Source organism: Nevskia sp. (assembly GCF_021732705.1).
GTDB lineage: Bacteria > Pseudomonadota > Gammaproteobacteria > Nevskiales > Nevskiaceae > Nevskia.
In genome coordinates, this window is record NZ_JAKFUM010000016.1 from 147,582 (window position 1) to 162,651 (window position 15,070).

14 protein-coding genes are annotated in these 15,070 nt (G+C 68.0%); 10 read left to right on the top strand and 4 right to left on the bottom strand.

The features are described 5' to 3' along the window. Positions 1–15: 15 nt before the first annotated feature. Together QZ951_RS17150 and tagH are read right to left on the bottom strand one after the other, a co-directional pair. Positions 16–738: a PP2C family serine/threonine-protein phosphatase gene (locus tag QZ951_RS17150; protein ID WP_293002816.1), complete on the bottom strand. Its 723-nt coding sequence runs from the start codon at positions 736–738 to the stop codon at positions 16–18. A gap of 153 nt (positions 739–891) precedes the next feature. After that, positions 892–2,232, bottom strand: a complete 1,341-nt coding sequence (tagH, locus tag QZ951_RS17155) for a type VI secretion system-associated FHA domain protein TagH (protein ID WP_293002818.1) — start codon at positions 2,230–2,232, stop codon at positions 892–894. Positions 2,233–2,528: 296 nt separating this feature from the next. Between tagH and QZ951_RS17160 the strand changes: the two genes are divergently transcribed. Together QZ951_RS17160 and QZ951_RS17165 are read left to right on the top strand one after the other, a co-directional pair. Next, the gene (locus QZ951_RS17160; RefSeq protein ID WP_293002820.1) at positions 2,529–3,122 is read left to right on the top strand and encodes a DNA starvation/stationary phase protection protein; all 594 of its coding nucleotides are present in this window, start codon (positions 2,529–2,531) and stop codon (positions 3,120–3,122) included. Further along, positions 3,119–4,501, top strand: coding sequence for an NAD-dependent succinate-semialdehyde dehydrogenase (locus QZ951_RS17165; protein ID WP_293002822.1), 1,383 nt, complete (start codon positions 3,119–3,121; stop codon positions 4,499–4,501). Before QZ951_RS17160 ends, QZ951_RS17165 begins: the two co-directional genes overlap by 4 nt. A 90-nt stretch (positions 4,502–4,591) precedes the next feature. Here QZ951_RS17165 and QZ951_RS17170 read toward each other — a convergent pair whose 3' ends face one another. Beyond that, on the bottom strand, positions 4,592–5,272 hold the full coding sequence (locus QZ951_RS17170) for a Crp/Fnr family transcriptional regulator (RefSeq protein ID WP_293002824.1): 681 nt from the start codon (positions 5,270–5,272) through the stop codon (positions 4,592–4,594). A 174-nt stretch (positions 5,273–5,446) separates the two neighbouring features. Further along, complete coding sequence (locus QZ951_RS17175) at positions 5,447–6,172, bottom strand: Crp/Fnr family transcriptional regulator (protein WP_293002826.1); 726 nt, start codon at positions 6,170–6,172, stop codon at positions 5,447–5,449. Positions 6,173–6,438: 266 nt separating this feature from the next. On the opposite strand from QZ951_RS17175, the gene QZ951_RS17180 reads away from it, so the two are divergent. The 8 genes from QZ951_RS17180 (at position 6,439) to QZ951_RS17215 (ending at position 15,043) form a co-directional block, all read left to right on the top strand. Continuing rightward, a complete protein-coding gene (locus QZ951_RS17180) occupies positions 6,439–6,585 on the top strand; it encodes a lmo0937 family membrane protein (RefSeq protein WP_293002828.1) in 147 nt (48 codons plus the stop codon). Positions 6,586–6,700: 115 nt separating this feature from the next. After that, complete coding sequence (locus QZ951_RS17185) at positions 6,701–7,519, top strand: GGDEF domain-containing protein (RefSeq protein ID WP_293002830.1); 819 nt, start codon at positions 6,701–6,703, stop codon at positions 7,517–7,519. A 151-nt stretch (positions 7,520–7,670) separates the two neighbouring features. Then, positions 7,671–8,195 carry a DUF4398 domain-containing protein gene (locus tag QZ951_RS17190; RefSeq protein ID WP_293002833.1) on the top strand — a complete coding sequence of 175 codons (525 nt, stop codon included), beginning with the start codon at positions 7,671–7,673 and terminating at the stop codon, positions 8,193–8,195. Next, a complete protein-coding gene (locus QZ951_RS17195) occupies positions 8,192–9,067 on the top strand; it encodes an OmpA family protein (protein WP_293002835.1) in 876 nt (291 codons plus the stop codon). The genes QZ951_RS17190 and QZ951_RS17195 overlap by 4 nt, the downstream gene beginning before the upstream one ends. A 51-nt stretch (positions 9,068–9,118) precedes the next feature. Beyond that, positions 9,119–9,922 carry an endonuclease/exonuclease/phosphatase family protein gene (locus QZ951_RS17200; RefSeq protein WP_293002837.1) on the top strand — a complete coding sequence of 268 codons (804 nt, stop codon included), beginning with the start codon at positions 9,119–9,121 and terminating at the stop codon, positions 9,920–9,922. Further along, complete coding sequence (locus tag QZ951_RS17205; RefSeq protein ID WP_293002838.1) at positions 9,919–11,376, top strand: phospholipase D-like domain-containing protein; 1,458 nt, start codon at positions 9,919–9,921, stop codon at positions 11,374–11,376. Before QZ951_RS17200 ends, QZ951_RS17205 begins: the two co-directional genes overlap by 4 nt. Before the next feature lie 101 nt (positions 11,377–11,477). Continuing rightward, the gene (locus QZ951_RS17210; protein WP_293002840.1) at positions 11,478–13,892 is read left to right on the top strand and encodes a phosphoketolase; all 2,415 of its coding nucleotides are present in this window, start codon (positions 11,478–11,480) and stop codon (positions 13,890–13,892) included. Then, entirely contained in the window at positions 13,889–15,043 is a 1,155-nt protein-coding gene (locus QZ951_RS17215) for an acetate kinase (protein ID WP_293002842.1), read from the top strand. Before QZ951_RS17210 ends, QZ951_RS17215 begins: the two co-directional genes overlap by 4 nt. Positions 15,044–15,070 lie beyond the last annotated feature (27 nt).

The following is a 15,070-nucleotide window of genomic DNA, read 5'->3' on the forward strand; positions in this document are numbered from 1 at the left end:
GGTCATGACGTGGACTCAACTGCCGAGCCGCACGACGATCGCCGTGACGTTGTCGCGCGCACCGCGTGCCAGCGAGGTCTCGACGATGTGCTCGATCAGCTCGGGCGGGCTGGCGGGCGAGCGGAACGCGGCTTCCAGCTCGGCATCGCCCAGCTCCTTGTTGACGCCGTCCGAGCACAGCAGGAACTGCATGCCCGGGCGATGGCCGGTGATCAGCCAGTCGACCGCCAGCCGCTCCTCGGCCCCGATCGCGCGCGTCAGCACGGCATTGCCGGCCGGCACCGGACGGCGGCGGCCGTAGTCGGTGTCGTCGTCCCCGCCTTGCGCGTGATCACGCGTGACCTGTCGCAGGCGGTTGCCCTCGAAGGCGTAGACGCGGCTGTCGCCGACCCAGCCGCACAGCATGAATGCGTCGTGGTGCACCAGCAGCGCGACGGTCGAGCCGATCAGGTCGACACGGCGCTCGAGTGCGGCCTGACGCAGATCGTCATTGGTGCGGATCAGCGCATCCTCGATCGCTTCGATGAAGTCGTGCACCGTGCCGGTTCGGCTCAGTGCCGCCAGCCGTTCGACGATCAGCGCGCTGGCCACGTCGCCTGCCGAATGGCCACCCAGACCGTCGGCGACGACCCACAGCCCCAGATCGTCGCGGATCAGCAGCGCATCCTCGTTGTGGCCGCGCAGCTTGCCGACATCGGTGCGCCCGGCCGAGCGATAGCCGCGCGGGGCAGCGCTCATGCCCGCCTCCGGCCAGCACTTTCGCGTGTCCCGCCGCAGCGGAAGCATGATCTCGAAGCAGTCATCGTGGGCCCCATCCCTGGGCCGGCAGTCTGGACGGGCGCGCCGGGTCGGCGAGCCGTCGTGGTTCCCTGAAACGCGCCGCGCGCAGCGCTAGCGGATTGTCCGTCCGCCTCGCAGCCTCGACAACTGCGATTCGTAGGCTTTCGCGAACTCATCCCCGAACAGGCGGCGATACCGCTCGTCCGGATCGCGCCCGAGCCGGTCGAAGTGCTCGCGATAGCGCTCCCAGTGGCGGCCCTTGCCTGCGAAATCGAGCAGCGGTGGCCGCTTGCTGCCGTGATCCGCGTCGTGCTCGAAGGCATCCGGGCCGATCTGCCGCAGCATCGCGTCGAACGCCTCGCGCAGCGCGCCGACCATCGCCAGCTGATGACAGCGCAGTTCCTCGAACGCTTCGTCGAATGCGGCTTCGGCCGACAGGTAGCCGCTGCCCGGCGGCGCCAGCAGCCGGCTCAGGGCTTCATCGGCGTTGGCCGCGAACTTCAGCGGATTGTTGCCGCTGCGCTGCATGATCGTGACCGGCACGCGCAGCGCATTCTTGATCTCGGCCCGCGTCCGCAGCGCCTCCATCAGACCGTCGACGGCCCGCCGGAACAGCGCATCGGCAGCCGGCGGCACGTCGTTCCACGCTGGCACCGCAGCCGATGCCGGCGGCGGCGATGCGCTGGTAAACGGCGCGTACGGTGCCGGTGCGGCAGCCGGCGCCGGGAACGAATTTGGAAATGGGGCCGGAAACGGCGTCGGATGCGCGCTTGCAGCGGGGGCCGACAGCGCGGATACGGCAGCCGATGGCGGTATCGACGGCCACGGATCGCGCGGCAGCGAGACTGGGGCGGCATCGGCATGGCGCGACGGGAACGGCTCGTCATCGAGCAGGCCAAGGCTTCCGAACGGTGACGGTGGCGGCACCGTCGGACGTGCCGGAACCGGATCCGGCAACGCGCGTTCCATAGCCTGCGCCCGTGACCACGAGGGGTCGGTCAGATGCGTCGGCAGCGGCTCGACCCGCGGCAACGGCGGCGGCGCGAACGCGGCATCGGCCACGGCGTAGCGCGGTTGCGAGGGCTCGCGCTCGTACCGGTCATCGCGCGCCGCGGCGGCCAGCCGCTCGGCATTGCCGATCCGCACTTCCAGCTCGAAGGTATCGATGCGAACGCGGTCGCCGTCCTGCAGCAGGCTCGGCTGGGCGTGCACCATCGGTGCGCCGTTCAGCAGCATGCCGTTGGTGCTGCGATCCTCGATGTAATAGCGGTTGCCGAGCACCGTGATCCGGGCGTGCATCCGCGACACGCCGGAAGCGCTCAGGACCCAGTCGCAATCGTCGGAGCGGCCGATGCTGCCGCCGTGTCCTTCGAACGTCCGTGACGCCTGGGCGCCGAATTGCGCGGCCTGACGGCCGGCCACCTGCAGGTTCAGTATCGGGATGGTTGCCACGCTCGCACCGGTATCCTTATCGGAGGCAAGATCGGGCTTCACCGCGGTTTCGATCGAACCGACCGACGGCGAAGTCGACATACCTTAGCACTGGCATTGCCCCCCGCGATGCCCCGCCCGCCCGCCATCGAAGCCGGCAGCGGCTACCGCCTGCCGGCAAGCGGGGCCGCTCCGTGCGCCAGGTCTTTGTTCGATAACGCACCGCAGTCCAGGCCCCCGATGGCGATGCTCCGGCTCCCCGTGCCGCGATCGCCTGCGCCCCCGCGCACGCCCCGCGCACGGCACCGGAGCATCCGATGACTCTCAAGACCCCCGCGCCGACACCGGCCAGCAGCAAGGCCCGCCCGCACCTGCACCAGCACTCGCACGAGACTCAGGCCTTCGGCCAGCTGGTCAAGCTGCCGATCGCGCTTGGCGAGCAGGTCTGCAGCGGCAGCGTCGACCTGCTGAACCAGCTACTGGCCGACACCATGACCCTGCGCGACCTGTACAAGAAGCATCACTGGCAGGTTTCAGGGCCCACGTTCAACGCCCTGCATCTGCTGTACGACAAGCACTTCGATGAACAGGTGCTGCTGGTGGACCTGATTGCGGAACGCATCCAGCTGCTCGGCGGAATCACGCTGGCGATGGGCGCCGACGTCGGCGAGGTCACGATGATTCCGCGCCCGCCGCGTGGCCGCGAGGAAGTGCCGGTGCAGCTGTCGCGGCTGCTCGAAGCGCACGAGCTGATCATTCTCGCGACCCGCAGCGTGGCCACTGCAGCGGCCGAGTCCGGCGATCTCGGCACCAACGATCTGCTGGCCGGTACGGTCCTGCGCACCAACGAGCTGCAGGTCTGGTTCCTGTCCGAACATCTGGTGGCGATGCCGCTGGTGAAGGCCACGTGAGCTATCGCAGCGTCAATCCGTACAACGGTGACGTGATGGCGGAGTTCGACGAGATCGGCGACGCGGCGCTGGAGCAGGCCGTGGCCACCGCCGAAACCTGCTTCGAGGCCTGGCGCCGGACCGCCTTCGCCGAGCGCGCGGCCATTGCCACGCGCGCCGCCTCGATCCTGCGGCAGCAGGCGGAGGACCATGCCCGCCCGATGACGCAGGAGATGGGCAAGCGGATCAGCGAAGCCCGCGGCGAAGTCGCGCTCAGCGCCGACATCATCGACTACTACGCGATCCACGCCGAACGCTTTCTGGCACCGGAAATCCTGCAGCCGGAGGCGGGCGAGGCCCACGTCGAAAGCGAGCCGATCGGCCTGCTGTTCGGCGTGCAGCCATGGAACTTCCCGTATTACCAGCTCGCCCGCTTTGCCGCCCCGAACCTGATGGCAGGCAACGTCGTGATGGTCAAGCATTCGGGCACCGTGCCGCAATGCGCGCTGCGCTTCGAACAGCTGTGGCGCGATGCCGGCGCGCCAGCCGGGGCCTACACGAATGTCTTCGCGAGCTACGACCAGATCACCCGTTTGATCGATGACCCGCGAGTCAAGGGCGTGGCATTGACCGGCAGCGCCGATGCCGGCAGGAAAGTCGCCGCCCGTGCCGGTCAGAACCTGAAGAAGTCGACGATGGAACTCGGCGGCAGCGATGCCTTCATCGTGCTGGCCGACGCCGACATCGCCAAGACCGTGAAGTGGGCGATGTGGGCCAAGCTCAACAACATGGGCCAGTGCTGCATCGCCGCCAAGCGCTTCATCGCGGTCGACGCGGTGGCCGATGCCTTCTTCGCCGCGTTCACCGACGCCATGACCCGGCTGACGCCGGGCGACCCGATGGATGCGGCCACCACCCTGGCGCCGTTGTCGACGGAAGCGGCGCTGCTGACGCTGGTCGCACAAGTCGACCGGGCCGTCGCTCACGGCGCGACCCGGGTCATGGGCGGTGGCCGCATCGACCGGCCGGGCTCGTTCATGCAGCCGACGATCCTGTCGCACATCACGCGCGATAATCCCGCGTTCGACGAGGAATTCTTCGGCCCGGTCGCGCTGTTCTTCCGGGTGGCCGATGCCGATGCCGCGGTGGCGCTCGCCAATGATTCCAGCTTCGGACTCGGCGGCTCGGTGTTCACGCGCGACATTGCCGAGGGTCAGGCCATTGCCCGACGGATCGAAACCGGCATGGTGTTCGTCAACCAGCCGACGTGGACTGCGGCCGATCTGCCGTTCGGTGGTATCAAGCAGTCGGGCTACGGTCGCGAGTTGTCGCGCGCCGGCATCCAGGAGTTCGTCAACCGCAAGCTGATCCGGGTGGCCTCGATCGACGACGCACCCTGAGCAGCGGGCCGCTTCCCGGCATCACCTCGCCCCCTGTCGCGACCCGCGCGGCAGGGGGTCCATGCAGCCCGGACGGCGGCTGCCGACCCGCTACCTCAGCAGCCGCGAATACTCTTCGTTGACGCCGCGATAGCACTCGCAACTGACGGCCTCGAGCCCCTGACGGTCGAGAATGTGGATATCGCCGCGCGAGTACTCGATCAGACCATTCGCCTGCATCACCGACGCCGCCGTGGTGACACCGCTGCGCCGCACGCCGAGCATCTCGGACAGGAACTGGTGGGTCAGGTGGAAGTGATCGCCGTGCGCGCGGTCATGGGTCATCAGCAGCCACCGTGCCAGGCGCTGGCCGATCTCGTGAAAGTGCAGGCAGGCCGCGGTCCGAGACAACTGCACCATCAGCACGTAGAGGTAGCGGTTCAGTGTTCGCCGTAGCATCGGGCTTTCGTCAAGCGCCTTGCGCAATGCGCTCGGCGTCAGCCTCAGCGACTGCCCGGCCCCTTGCACGATGCAGCGGAGCGGCATGCTGGTGACGCCGAGCAGCATCGTGGCGCCGAGGGCGCCTTCGCTGCCGATCATGCCCATTTCGATCGGCGGCCGCTCATCGACACTGGCCACCAGCGACAGAAATGCGGTCAGCGGAAAATGCACGTGCCGCAGCGGCCCATGCGCTTCGCAGAGGATGGTGCCGAACGTCAGATCGACGGTCTGACACCGCGCCAGCAGAGCCTTGCGCTCGGCCGGCGGCAGACGCTGGATCAGGGTATTCACGACAGGCCGTACATCGATGGCAGACATCAGCGCCTCTGCAAGCAGTCCCGACGCCGGAGATGGCACGCGACAGCTGCCAGTTCCGCCACGCACCCGCACCATAGCGCCATCGATGCCGGGTTTCGGTGCGTCAGGGCACAGAGTCCGCGTCGCGCCGCGCAGCCGCGACCAACGTCAGTGCGCGGTCGACTTCAGCAATGGCAGCAGGCGATCGGTCTCGATCTTCACGACGCTGTAACACTCGCAGCACAGCCGTTCGAGGCGCGACCGATCGAGTACCGTGATCTTCCCGCGGTTGTAGGAAATCACTGCCAGCTTCTGCAGCTTGCTCGCCGCTTCGGTCACGCCCTCGCGGCGCACGCCCAGCATGTTGGCGATCAGTTCCTGCGTCATCGACAACTGGTTGCTGGGCAGACGATCGAGCGACAGCAGCAGCCATCGGCAGAGTTGCTGATCGATCGTGTGATGCCGATTGCAGACCGCGGTCTGCGCCATCTGCGTGATCAGCGACTGCGTGTAGCGCAGCAGCAGATCCATCAGATCACTGTGTCGATTGATCTCTTCCTTGAAGCGGCCACTGGCCAGCTGATAGGCATAGCCTGCGCTCTGCACGATGGCGCGGCTCGGCGTGCTGTTGCCACCCGTGAACAGCGCGATGCCGATCAGGCCATCGTTGCCGACAACCGAGATTTCGGCCGATGCTCCACTCTTCATGACATACAGCAGCGACACGATGGCATCGGTCGGGAAGTAGACATGATTGAGCGTATCGCCGGACTCGTAGACGACTTTGCCGAGTCGCAGTGGAATCAGTTTCAGATGAGGAAACAGGCGGGCCTGCACGGACTCCGGCAGTGCCGCCAGAAGGTGATTGTGTTGCGGATTGTAGGTCAGGGGCATTGAAGCGACTGATCGCAAAACCTCGCAAGTAAGAGACTCCGTCCCTGTAGAGCCAGCTTACCCAGTCTTGATTTGTTCTTATGTGCGCTATCGTACAAATGGCACCGGCATGCAGCTGAAACAACAGTGCGGATTGAACGTCGGCGCCCGATCAGTATGCAATCGCCGCGCGAGAACATGCGTTCGATACCGTACAGACCCTGTCCTGCGCTGCTCGCACCGTCGATCTCCGAAGGTCGCCACGACCGTTTCCAAGGATCATCGACATGCTTGAAACAATTGCCGTCGTGCTGCTCGTGCTGTGGGCGCTGGGGCTGGTCTCCGCCTATTCGCTCGGAGGCCTGATCCACATCCTGCTGGTCGTCGCGATCGTGCTGATCATCATCCGCGTGGTGCAGGGCCGGCGGATCTGACCGCGGTCCTTCGAGCGATCAAATGGGCCCGGTTCGATGGCGCACAGACCTCGGGACCAACAGCAGCGAAAGTGACGGACATGAAGCCGATCCCCCGATCGACGGAGCGTCCGACATGCCGAGCTTCAAGGATTTCGCACCCACCCCGGTTCGCCCGGCGCTGTGGCCCGTCGCAAGACGGCCGGCGGCACCGGTCTCGACGATGGCACTGGCCGATGGCAGCGGCATCGACCTGGCCCTCGCGCTCGCCATCGCCGAAGAACAGCTGCACGGGACGCTGCGTGAAAACGAGCTTCTGCGCGTCAGCAACCAGCGCCTGATGACGGCGCTGTCCGATGTCTCTCGTCAGAACAGCGAGGCGCACCACCTCGCTCATCACGACGCGCTGACCGGCCTGCCGAACCGGTTGATGCTGCTGCGTCGTCTGCAGGACGGCATCGCCGACGCCTTTGTCCGCCAGCAGCACCTGGCGTTGATGTTCATCGATCTCGATGGCTTCAAGGTGGTCAACGATCGCTACGGCCACACCACCGGCGACAAGCTGCTGGGTGTGGTTGCCAGACGCATCGTCGGCTGCGTCCGGTCCGACGATGTTGCGTGCCGCTACGGCGGCGACGAGTTCGTCGTGATGCTGTCGAACCTGCACGACGGCTCGCTGGCCGTGGGGCTGGCCGACGAGATCCGGCGGCAGGTCGAAGGCCGCTACTGCATCGACGGCATCGAACTGACCATCAGCGCATCGATCGGCATGGCGCTGTATCCGGTCGATGGCGAACACCACGATACCTTGCTCGAGGTGGCGGACGCCTCGATGTATCGAAACAAGTCGGCCCGCATGGCGCGCCAGGCGCTGGCGGTCGGCAAGGCCGCAGCCACGGCCGAACCGGAACCCAAACGCCGCAGCCGCGTGCGGTCGCTGCGCGCTCGTGCCTGAGCGGCACGGCACGCACGACCACGGCGGCAGTCGGCGCTAAGCGCGCCAGCGGACAGACCGCAGCGGCTGCGATCAGCGACAAGGTGTCGATACCGACCGTGCGAGGGGTGCACCGATGAAGGTTGCTACCGGCACCGAGCGCTGCCGCCGGATGGACGACGTGCTCGACGACGTCGACACGCCCGCCGATTCGGGTGGCAGCCAACGATTTCAGCCCACGACGACGCAAACCTGCACGCGCCAATCCTGCGCCCATGACACCGCTACTGGAGAAAACACGATGAATCGAACCCTTGTGATCGCGGCCTGGGCCAGCGGATTGATGCTGCTTGCGAGTGGCGGCTGCGCCAGCACCCCGCTGCCGCCGACCGATGCCTTTCAGGCGGCCGACATCGCAATCACCAATGCCGATCAGGACAAGGCCGCCGAGTTCGCGCCGGTGGAGCTGAAATCGGCCCGTGAACGGATCGTCGCCGCGCGAGCGGCGGTCGGCCGGGATCCGGAGCCACGCGACATCGAGCGCGCCCGGCAGCTCGCCAACGAGGCGCAGGCCGATGCCGAGCTGGCGTCCGCACGTACCCGCAGCGCTCGCGCCGAAGCCGTCAACGCCGAACTGAGAAAGAACATCGAGACCCTGAAGCTGGAACTGCAGCGCAAGTCGGGAGCGCCGACATGAACGACCTTCGCCCCGCATCGCTGTCGGCTGCCCATATCCGCCTGCTCGGCGTTGCGGCCGTCGCCGCAGCCCTCGCCGCCTGTGCGGCCACACCAACGCGGGACCCCGCCTCCGCACGGGTGCGTGCCGATCTCTCGGCGCTGCAGTCGAATCCGGAACTGGCGACCAAGGCGCCGATCGCGCTGCAGAACGCCGAGCGCGCGGTCGAACTGGCCGAGCGTCCGGATGCCGATTCCGCGTTGACCGCGCACCGGGTCTACGTGGCCGATCGCAAGGTGCAGACCGCGAAGTCGCTTTCGCTGGCGCAGGCGGCGATCGAGCAGCGCAAGGCGCTGTCCGACCAGAGCGAGCAGGTTCGGCTTGAAGCCCGCACCCGTGAAGCCGATCTGGCCCGGAACGACGCCAATCGCGCCCGGCAGGATGCCAGCGCGGCGCGGGTCGAAAGCAGCGCCGCGCAGGACCGCAACGACGCCCTGCTCGCGGAACTGGCCGACCTCAAGGCCAAGAAGACCGACCGCGGCGTGCAGATCACGCTGGGTGACGTGCTGTTCTCCAGCGGTCGCGCCGAGCTGCAGGCCGGGGCGGTCGGCAATCTCGACAAGCTGGTGCTGGCGCTGCAGGGCAGTGCCGATCGCAAGGTCGTGATCGAAGGGTTCACCGACAGTCAGGGCTCGGAAGCCTCGAACCAGGCGCTGTCGCAACGTCGCGCAGATGCCGTGTCCGGTTACTTGAGCCGGCACGGCGTCGATGCCTCGCGCCTGAGTGCGACCGGACGCGGCGAAGCATTCCCGGTGGCCGGCAACGAGATCCCGGCAGGCCGGCAACTGAACCGCCGCGTCGAGGTCACGATCGAGAACCCGGTGGCGCCGTAACGGCCGCTCGCGGCAGGCGCAGCGGGCAGCCAGGCACGGCAGCCGGCGGCCGTGCTGCTGCTCGGCGCCACAGCGGGCGACACCACGTCCATCGGCAAGGCGCTGCCTGACCGGGCGATCCGGCTGCGGGTGCTGAGCTACAACATCCAGATCGGCGTGCAGACTGCCAGGTACGGCGACTATCTGACCCGGGCGTGGCGCCATGCCCTGCCCGGAAGCGGCATGCCGGCGCATCTGGACCGGCTGGCCGAGGTCGTGCGCCACTTCGATTTCGTCGCGATCCAGGAAGCCGATGCCGGCAGCCTGCGCACGGGCTTCGTCAACCAGATCGAGTATCTGGCGGGCGCCGCCGGCTTCGCGTCCTGGGGCCTGTCGGTGACTCGCGACCTGCGACCGATCGCCTGTCACGCGCTCGGCTTCCTGAGTCGATACCGGCCGACGCGGGTGGTCGAGCACGTGCTGCCATCGAGTCTGCCGGGCCGACGCGTGGTCGGCATCGATCTCGGTGCCGACGCCGGTCACCTGCACGTGCTGGTCGCGCACCTGTCGCTCGGGGCCCGTGCCCGTCGCCGACAGCTCGACTTCGTCGATGCCCTGGTGCCCGTCGCTGGCCCGGTGCTGCTGCTCGGGGATCTGAACTGCGGGGCCGCAGCGCTGCGCGCGCGGCGCGGCAGCCGTCTGCTGGTCAGCGCGCACCCGCCGGCCACGTTTCCAAGCTGGCAGCCGCGGCTTGCGCTCGACCACATCCTGCACAGCGCCGAGGTCCGGCTGCATCGGCTGCAGGCCTTGCCGGTGCCGATCTCCGATCACCTGCCGCTGGCAGCCGACATCGAAGTGCCGGCGCGTCTGCCGTGACCGCCGTCGCGCCGGACGCATCGGTGCCGAGCATTGCGCAGGCGCTGCTCGATCCCGAGATCTGGGCGCTGATCGCCACAATCAACGCCGCGTTGGCGCTGCTGGCCGCCGGCCTTGCGTCGGTCCATGCGCTGCTGACCAAGCGCGATTCGCGCGCCGCTTGGGGCTGGATCGCGACCTGCTGGCTGTTCCCGCTGGCCGGGCCGACGCTGTATTACCTGTTCGGCATCAACCGCCTGCAACCGCAGCCTTTGCCGAACGCGCCGACGGCACCGGGCCTCGATCCGCTGGCGATTACGCCCGTTTGCGAGCGTTCGATGGCGGAACAGGTGCGTGTCGGCCAGCGGCTGACCGGGCTGCTGCCGGTCCCCGGCAATCGCATCGACGTGCTGCACAACGGCGACGAAGCCTACCCGGCGTTGCTGCGCGCGATTGCCGATGCCCGATGCTCGATCCGCCTGTGCACCTACATCTTCGAAGCCGGCGCCAGCGCCGATCGCTTCATTGCCGCGCTCGCGACGGCGCAGGCCCGCGGCGTCGACGTGCTGGTGCTGGTCGATGGCATGGCCGAGCTGCTGTTCGCAGGCCGCATCCGCCAACGGCTGCGCAAGCTCAACGTGCCGACCGCGCGCTTCCTGAAGCCCGGACTGTTCCCGCCGATGCTCAGGCTGAACACCCGCATCCACCGCAAGCTGCTGATCATCGACGACCGCGTCGCGTTCACCGGCGGCATGAACATCCGCGATCGCCAGATGCTGAAGCCACCTCGGCCGGACAGCACCAGCGACCTGCATTTCCGCCTGTCCGGCCCGGTGGTGGCACCGCTCGCGGCGATCTTCGCGCGCGACTGGCAGTTCACCACCGGCGAGGCGCTGCCGGACGCAGTCCCCGCCGAAGCAGCCGGCGGCAGCGCGTGCCGCCCGGTGACCACCGGCCCGAACGAGGACCTCGAAAAGCTGACCCTGCTGCTGATCGCCGCGATCGGCAGCGCCCACCGCCGCGTGCTGATCATGACGCCGTACTTCATCCCGACGCTGTCGCTGCTGGCCGTGCTCGAAGCGGCGGCGCTGCGCGGTGTCGCGGTCGACATCGTGCTGCCGGCGCGCAGCGATCAGCGTTATGTCGATCGCGCATCGCGCCGCTTCCAGCAGGCGCTGCTGCTGCGCGGGGCTGCCATCTGGCTGCAGCCGGCACCGTTCGCGCACGGCAAGCTGTTCATCGTCGATGACCATTACCTGCTGCTGGGCTCGGCCAATCTTGACCAGCGCAGCCTGCGCCTGAATTTCGAACTGGTGATCGAAGTGTTCGATCCGGCGGTCGTGGCGCAGCTGGCCCTGCACGTGCTCGACATTCGCCGGCGATCACTGCGGGTCGATGCAGCAGAGCTTCGGGCGCGCAGCCTGCCGACGCGCCTGCTCGATGGCCTGTGCTGGCTGTTCTCGCCGTATCTGTAGCGGCGCCCGGAACGCTGTGCGTGCCAGCGGACAGACGGGCGCCAGGCACGCGCCGACGCTCGACCGTCGCTCGCGCGCGAGCCCACCGATCCGACGACGCCATGGATTCACCGCCGATCTCCACCGGCCCGCGCGGGGCCGCGATGCTGCCGCCGGGACCGCTGTCCGCCGAGGAACTGGCTGGCCTCGATGCCTACTGGCGGGCGTCGAATTACCTCGCCGCAGGCCAGATCTACCTGAAAGCCAATGCCCTGCTCGATCAGCCGTTGCAACGGTCGCAGATCAAGCCGCGCCTGCTCGGTCACTGGGGCACGACCCCGGGCCTGAACTTCCTGTACGTGCATCTGAACCGGCTGATCAAGGCCCATGCGCTGGATCTGCTCGCGATCATCGGCCCCGGTCACGGCGGACCGGCCATCGTTGCCCAGAGCTGGCTCGAAGGGACGTACAGCGAGCGGTACCCGGCCATCGGCAACAACCGCAGCGGCATCGAGCGGCTGTTCCGGCAGTTCTCGTGGCCGAACGGCATTCCGAGCCATGTCTCGGCCGACACGCCGGGGTCGATCTATGAAGGCGGCGAGCTCGGTTACTCGCTGGCCCATGCCTACGGTGCGGTGTTCGACAATCCGGGGCTGATCGCGGCCTGCATCATCGGCGATGGCGAAGCCGAAACCGGCGCGCTGGCGGCCAGCTGGCACTCGAACAAGTTCCTGAATCCGATCCGCGATGGCGCGGTGCTGCCGATCCTGCACCTGAACGGCTACAAGATCGCCAATCCGACGGTGCTCGCGCGCATCCCGCGCAGCGAGCTGATCGACCTGCTGCGCGGCTACGGCCACGAGCCGCATTTCGTCGAAGGCGACGAGCCGCTGATCGTGCATCAGGCGCTTGCCGCAGCACTGGACACGGTGCTGGCGTCGATCCAGCAGATCCAGCGCGAAGCCCGGCGGCCGGATCGAGGCGCGGCCCTCACCCGCCCGCGTTGGCCGATGATCGTGTTCGCGACGCCGAAGGGCTGGACCGGCCCGAAGGTCGTCGACGGCCTGCCGGTCGAAGGCACCTGGCGCGCCCATCAACTGCCGATCACCGATCCGAGTCGGCCCGGGCAGCTGCAGCTGCTTGAGGACTGGCTGCGCAGCTACCGGCCGCAGGAACTGTTCGATGCCGATGGTCACTTCCTGCCGGCGCTGGCGGCACTGGCGCCGACCGGCCGCCACCGCATCGGCGCCAATGCCCATGCCAACGGTGGCCGCCTGCTGGTGCCGCTGGTGCTGCCGTCGTTCCGCCAACACGCCATCCAGTTCGATGAACCGGGTACCGCGCGCGGCGAAGCCACGCGACGGCTCGGCAGCTATCTGCGCGACGTCATGCGCGCCAACGCGGCTGCCGGCAACTTCCGGCTGTTCGGCCCCGACGAGACCGCCTCCAACCGCCTCGCCGAGGTCTACGAGGTGTCCGGCAAGACCTGGCTCGAGCCACTGCTGCCGGTCGATCGCGATCTCGCTGCCGATGGCCGGGTCATGGAAGTGCTCAGCGAACATCTGTGCCAGGGCTGGCTGGAAGGCTATCTGCTGACCGGCCGGCACGGTCTGTTCTCGTGCTACGAGGCGTTCATCCACATCATCGATTCGATGTTCAACCAGCATGCGAAGTGGCTCAAGCGCAGCCGCGAGCTCGCATGGCGCGAACCGATCGCCTCGCTGAACTATCTGCTGACGTCGCACGTCTGGCAGCAGGATCACAACGGCTATTCGCATCAGGATCCGGGCTTCATCGACCATGTCGCGAACAAGAAGTCCGGTGTCGTTCGCATCTATCTGCCGCCGGACAGCAACTGCCTGCTGTCGGTCGTCGATCACTGCCTGCGCAGCCGCGACTACGTCAACGTCGTCATCGCCGGCAAGGCGCCGTGCTGGCAGTGGCTGACCATCGACGACGCCGCGCGGCACTGCACCGACGGCATCGGCATCTGGCGCTGGGCCGGCAACGACGATGACGATCCGGACGTGGTCATGGCCTGCGCCGGCGATGTGCCGACGGTCGAGACGCTGGCCGCCGTCATGCTGCTGCGGGCCGATGCGCCGGGCATCCGCATCCGCGTGGTCAACGTCGTCGACCTGATGGCGCTGGTGCCGCGCAGCGAGCATCCGCACGGTCTCGACGATGCGACGTTCGATGCGCTGTTCACCGTCGACCGCCCGGTGATCTTCGCGTTCCACGGCTATCCGGCGCTGATCCACAAGCTGATCTACCGGCGCCGCAATCACGCCGGCTTCCACGCCCACGGCTACCGCGAGGAAGGCAGCACGACCACTCCGTTCGACATGGTCGTGCTGAACGGCCTCGACCGCTATCGGCTCGCGCTCGATGCCATCCGCCACGTGCCGCGTCTGGCGTCGACGCTCGAGGCAGCGATCGATCTCTACTGGGAGCGCATCGCCCGGCACAAGCGCCACATCAGCGAGTGGGGCGAAGACCTGCCGGAGATCCGCGACTGGCGCTGGTCGCGGCCATGAGTGCGGCGATCGGACAGGCGCTCGGCGCGGCGCAGGCCGAAGCGACGGCTGACGGCGGCAGCATCGTGGTGCTGGTGCTGAACAGCGGCTCCTCGAGCCTGAAGCACGGGCTGTATCGCGTCAGCCGGTGGCGGATCGACTGCCTGAACGACGGCATCATCGAGGATGCCGATGCCGACCCGCTGGCGGCGATCGTCGCGATCGTCCGGCAACTGGCCGAGGCCGCGTTGCCGCCACCGCAGCGCATCGGCCACCGCATCGTTCACGGCGGGCCGCATCGGCATCGCCATGGACGGATCGATGCGCAGGTGCTGCAGCAACTCGAAGCCGCGGCACCGTTCGCGCCGCTGCATGCCGCCAAGGCGCTGGCACTGATCCGCCACTGCGGCAGCCTGTTTCCCGGACATCCGCAGGTGGCCTGCTACGACACCGCGTTCCACGCCGCCATGCCGGCGCTCGGCGCGACCCTGCCGCTGCCGAAAGCGCTGCGCGACAGCGGCCTGCGCCGCTACGGCTTTCATGGTCTGTCATGCGAATCGGTGCTCGACACGCTGGGTGCGGACTGCCCACCTCGTGTGGTCATCGCCCATCTCGGCAACGGCGTCAGCATCAGCGCGGTGCGCGATGGCCGCTCGATCGACACCAGCATGGGGCTCACGCCGAACGGCGGCGCGATCATGGGCACGCGTTGCGGCGATCTCGATCCCGGCGTGCTGCTGCATCTGTTGCAGCAGCGGCAGTTCGATGGCGCGGCGTTGAGCCGCCTGCTCGAGCATGAATCCGGCCTGCTCGGTCTTTCCGGCGTGTCCAGCGACCTGCGCGCGATTCGCGCCGCCGCCGACCGCGGCAACCGCGATGCGGCCTTCGCGATCGAGGCCTTCTGCCTGTCGGTCGCGCGCCCGATCGCGGCGATGATCGCGGTGCTCGACGGCCTCGACCTGCTGGTGTTCACCGCCGGCATCGGCGAACACGATGCCGCCGTGCGCGAAAGCATCTGCGCGCATCTCGGCTGGATCGGCATCAGCCTGGATGGCGGGCGCAACGCTGCCGGCAACGCCGTGATCCACGGTCCCGCCTCGCGCTGCGCCATTCGAGTGGTCCCCTGTCGCGAAGACGAGCAGATCGCGCGTCATGCGGCGGACGCCGCGTGAGCGGCGGAGCCCGCTCCGCATCGCGAG

Bases quoted from the DNA above. Each gene is read 5' to 3' on its own strand.
- QZ951_RS17215 (WP_293002842.1), top strand. From the start codon at position 13,889: ATGAGTGCGGCGATCGGACAGGCGCTCGGCGCGGCGCAGGCCGAAGCG.
- QZ951_RS17150 (WP_293002816.1), bottom strand. From the start codon at position 738: ATGAGCGCTGCCCCGCGCGGCTATCGCTCGGCCGGGCGCACCGATGTC.
- QZ951_RS17190 (WP_293002833.1), top strand. From the start codon at position 7,671: ATGGACGACGTGCTCGACGACGTCGACACGCCCGCCGATTCGGGTGGC.
- QZ951_RS17210 (WP_293002840.1), top strand. From the start codon at position 11,478: ATGGATTCACCGCCGATCTCCACCGGCCCGCGCGGGGCCGCGATGCTG.
- QZ951_RS17175 (WP_293002826.1), bottom strand. From the start codon at position 6,172: ATGCCCCTGACCTACAATCCGCAACACAATCACCTTCTGGCGGCACTG.
- QZ951_RS17195 (WP_293002835.1), top strand. From the start codon at position 8,192: ATGAACGACCTTCGCCCCGCATCGCTGTCGGCTGCCCATATCCGCCTG.
- QZ951_RS17180 (WP_293002828.1), top strand. From the start codon at position 6,439: ATGCTTGAAACAATTGCCGTCGTGCTGCTCGTGCTGTGGGCGCTGGGG.
- QZ951_RS17160 (WP_293002820.1), top strand. From the start codon at position 2,529: ATGACTCTCAAGACCCCCGCGCCGACACCGGCCAGCAGCAAGGCCCGC.
- QZ951_RS17185 (WP_293002830.1), top strand. From the start codon at position 6,701: ATGCCGAGCTTCAAGGATTTCGCACCCACCCCGGTTCGCCCGGCGCTG.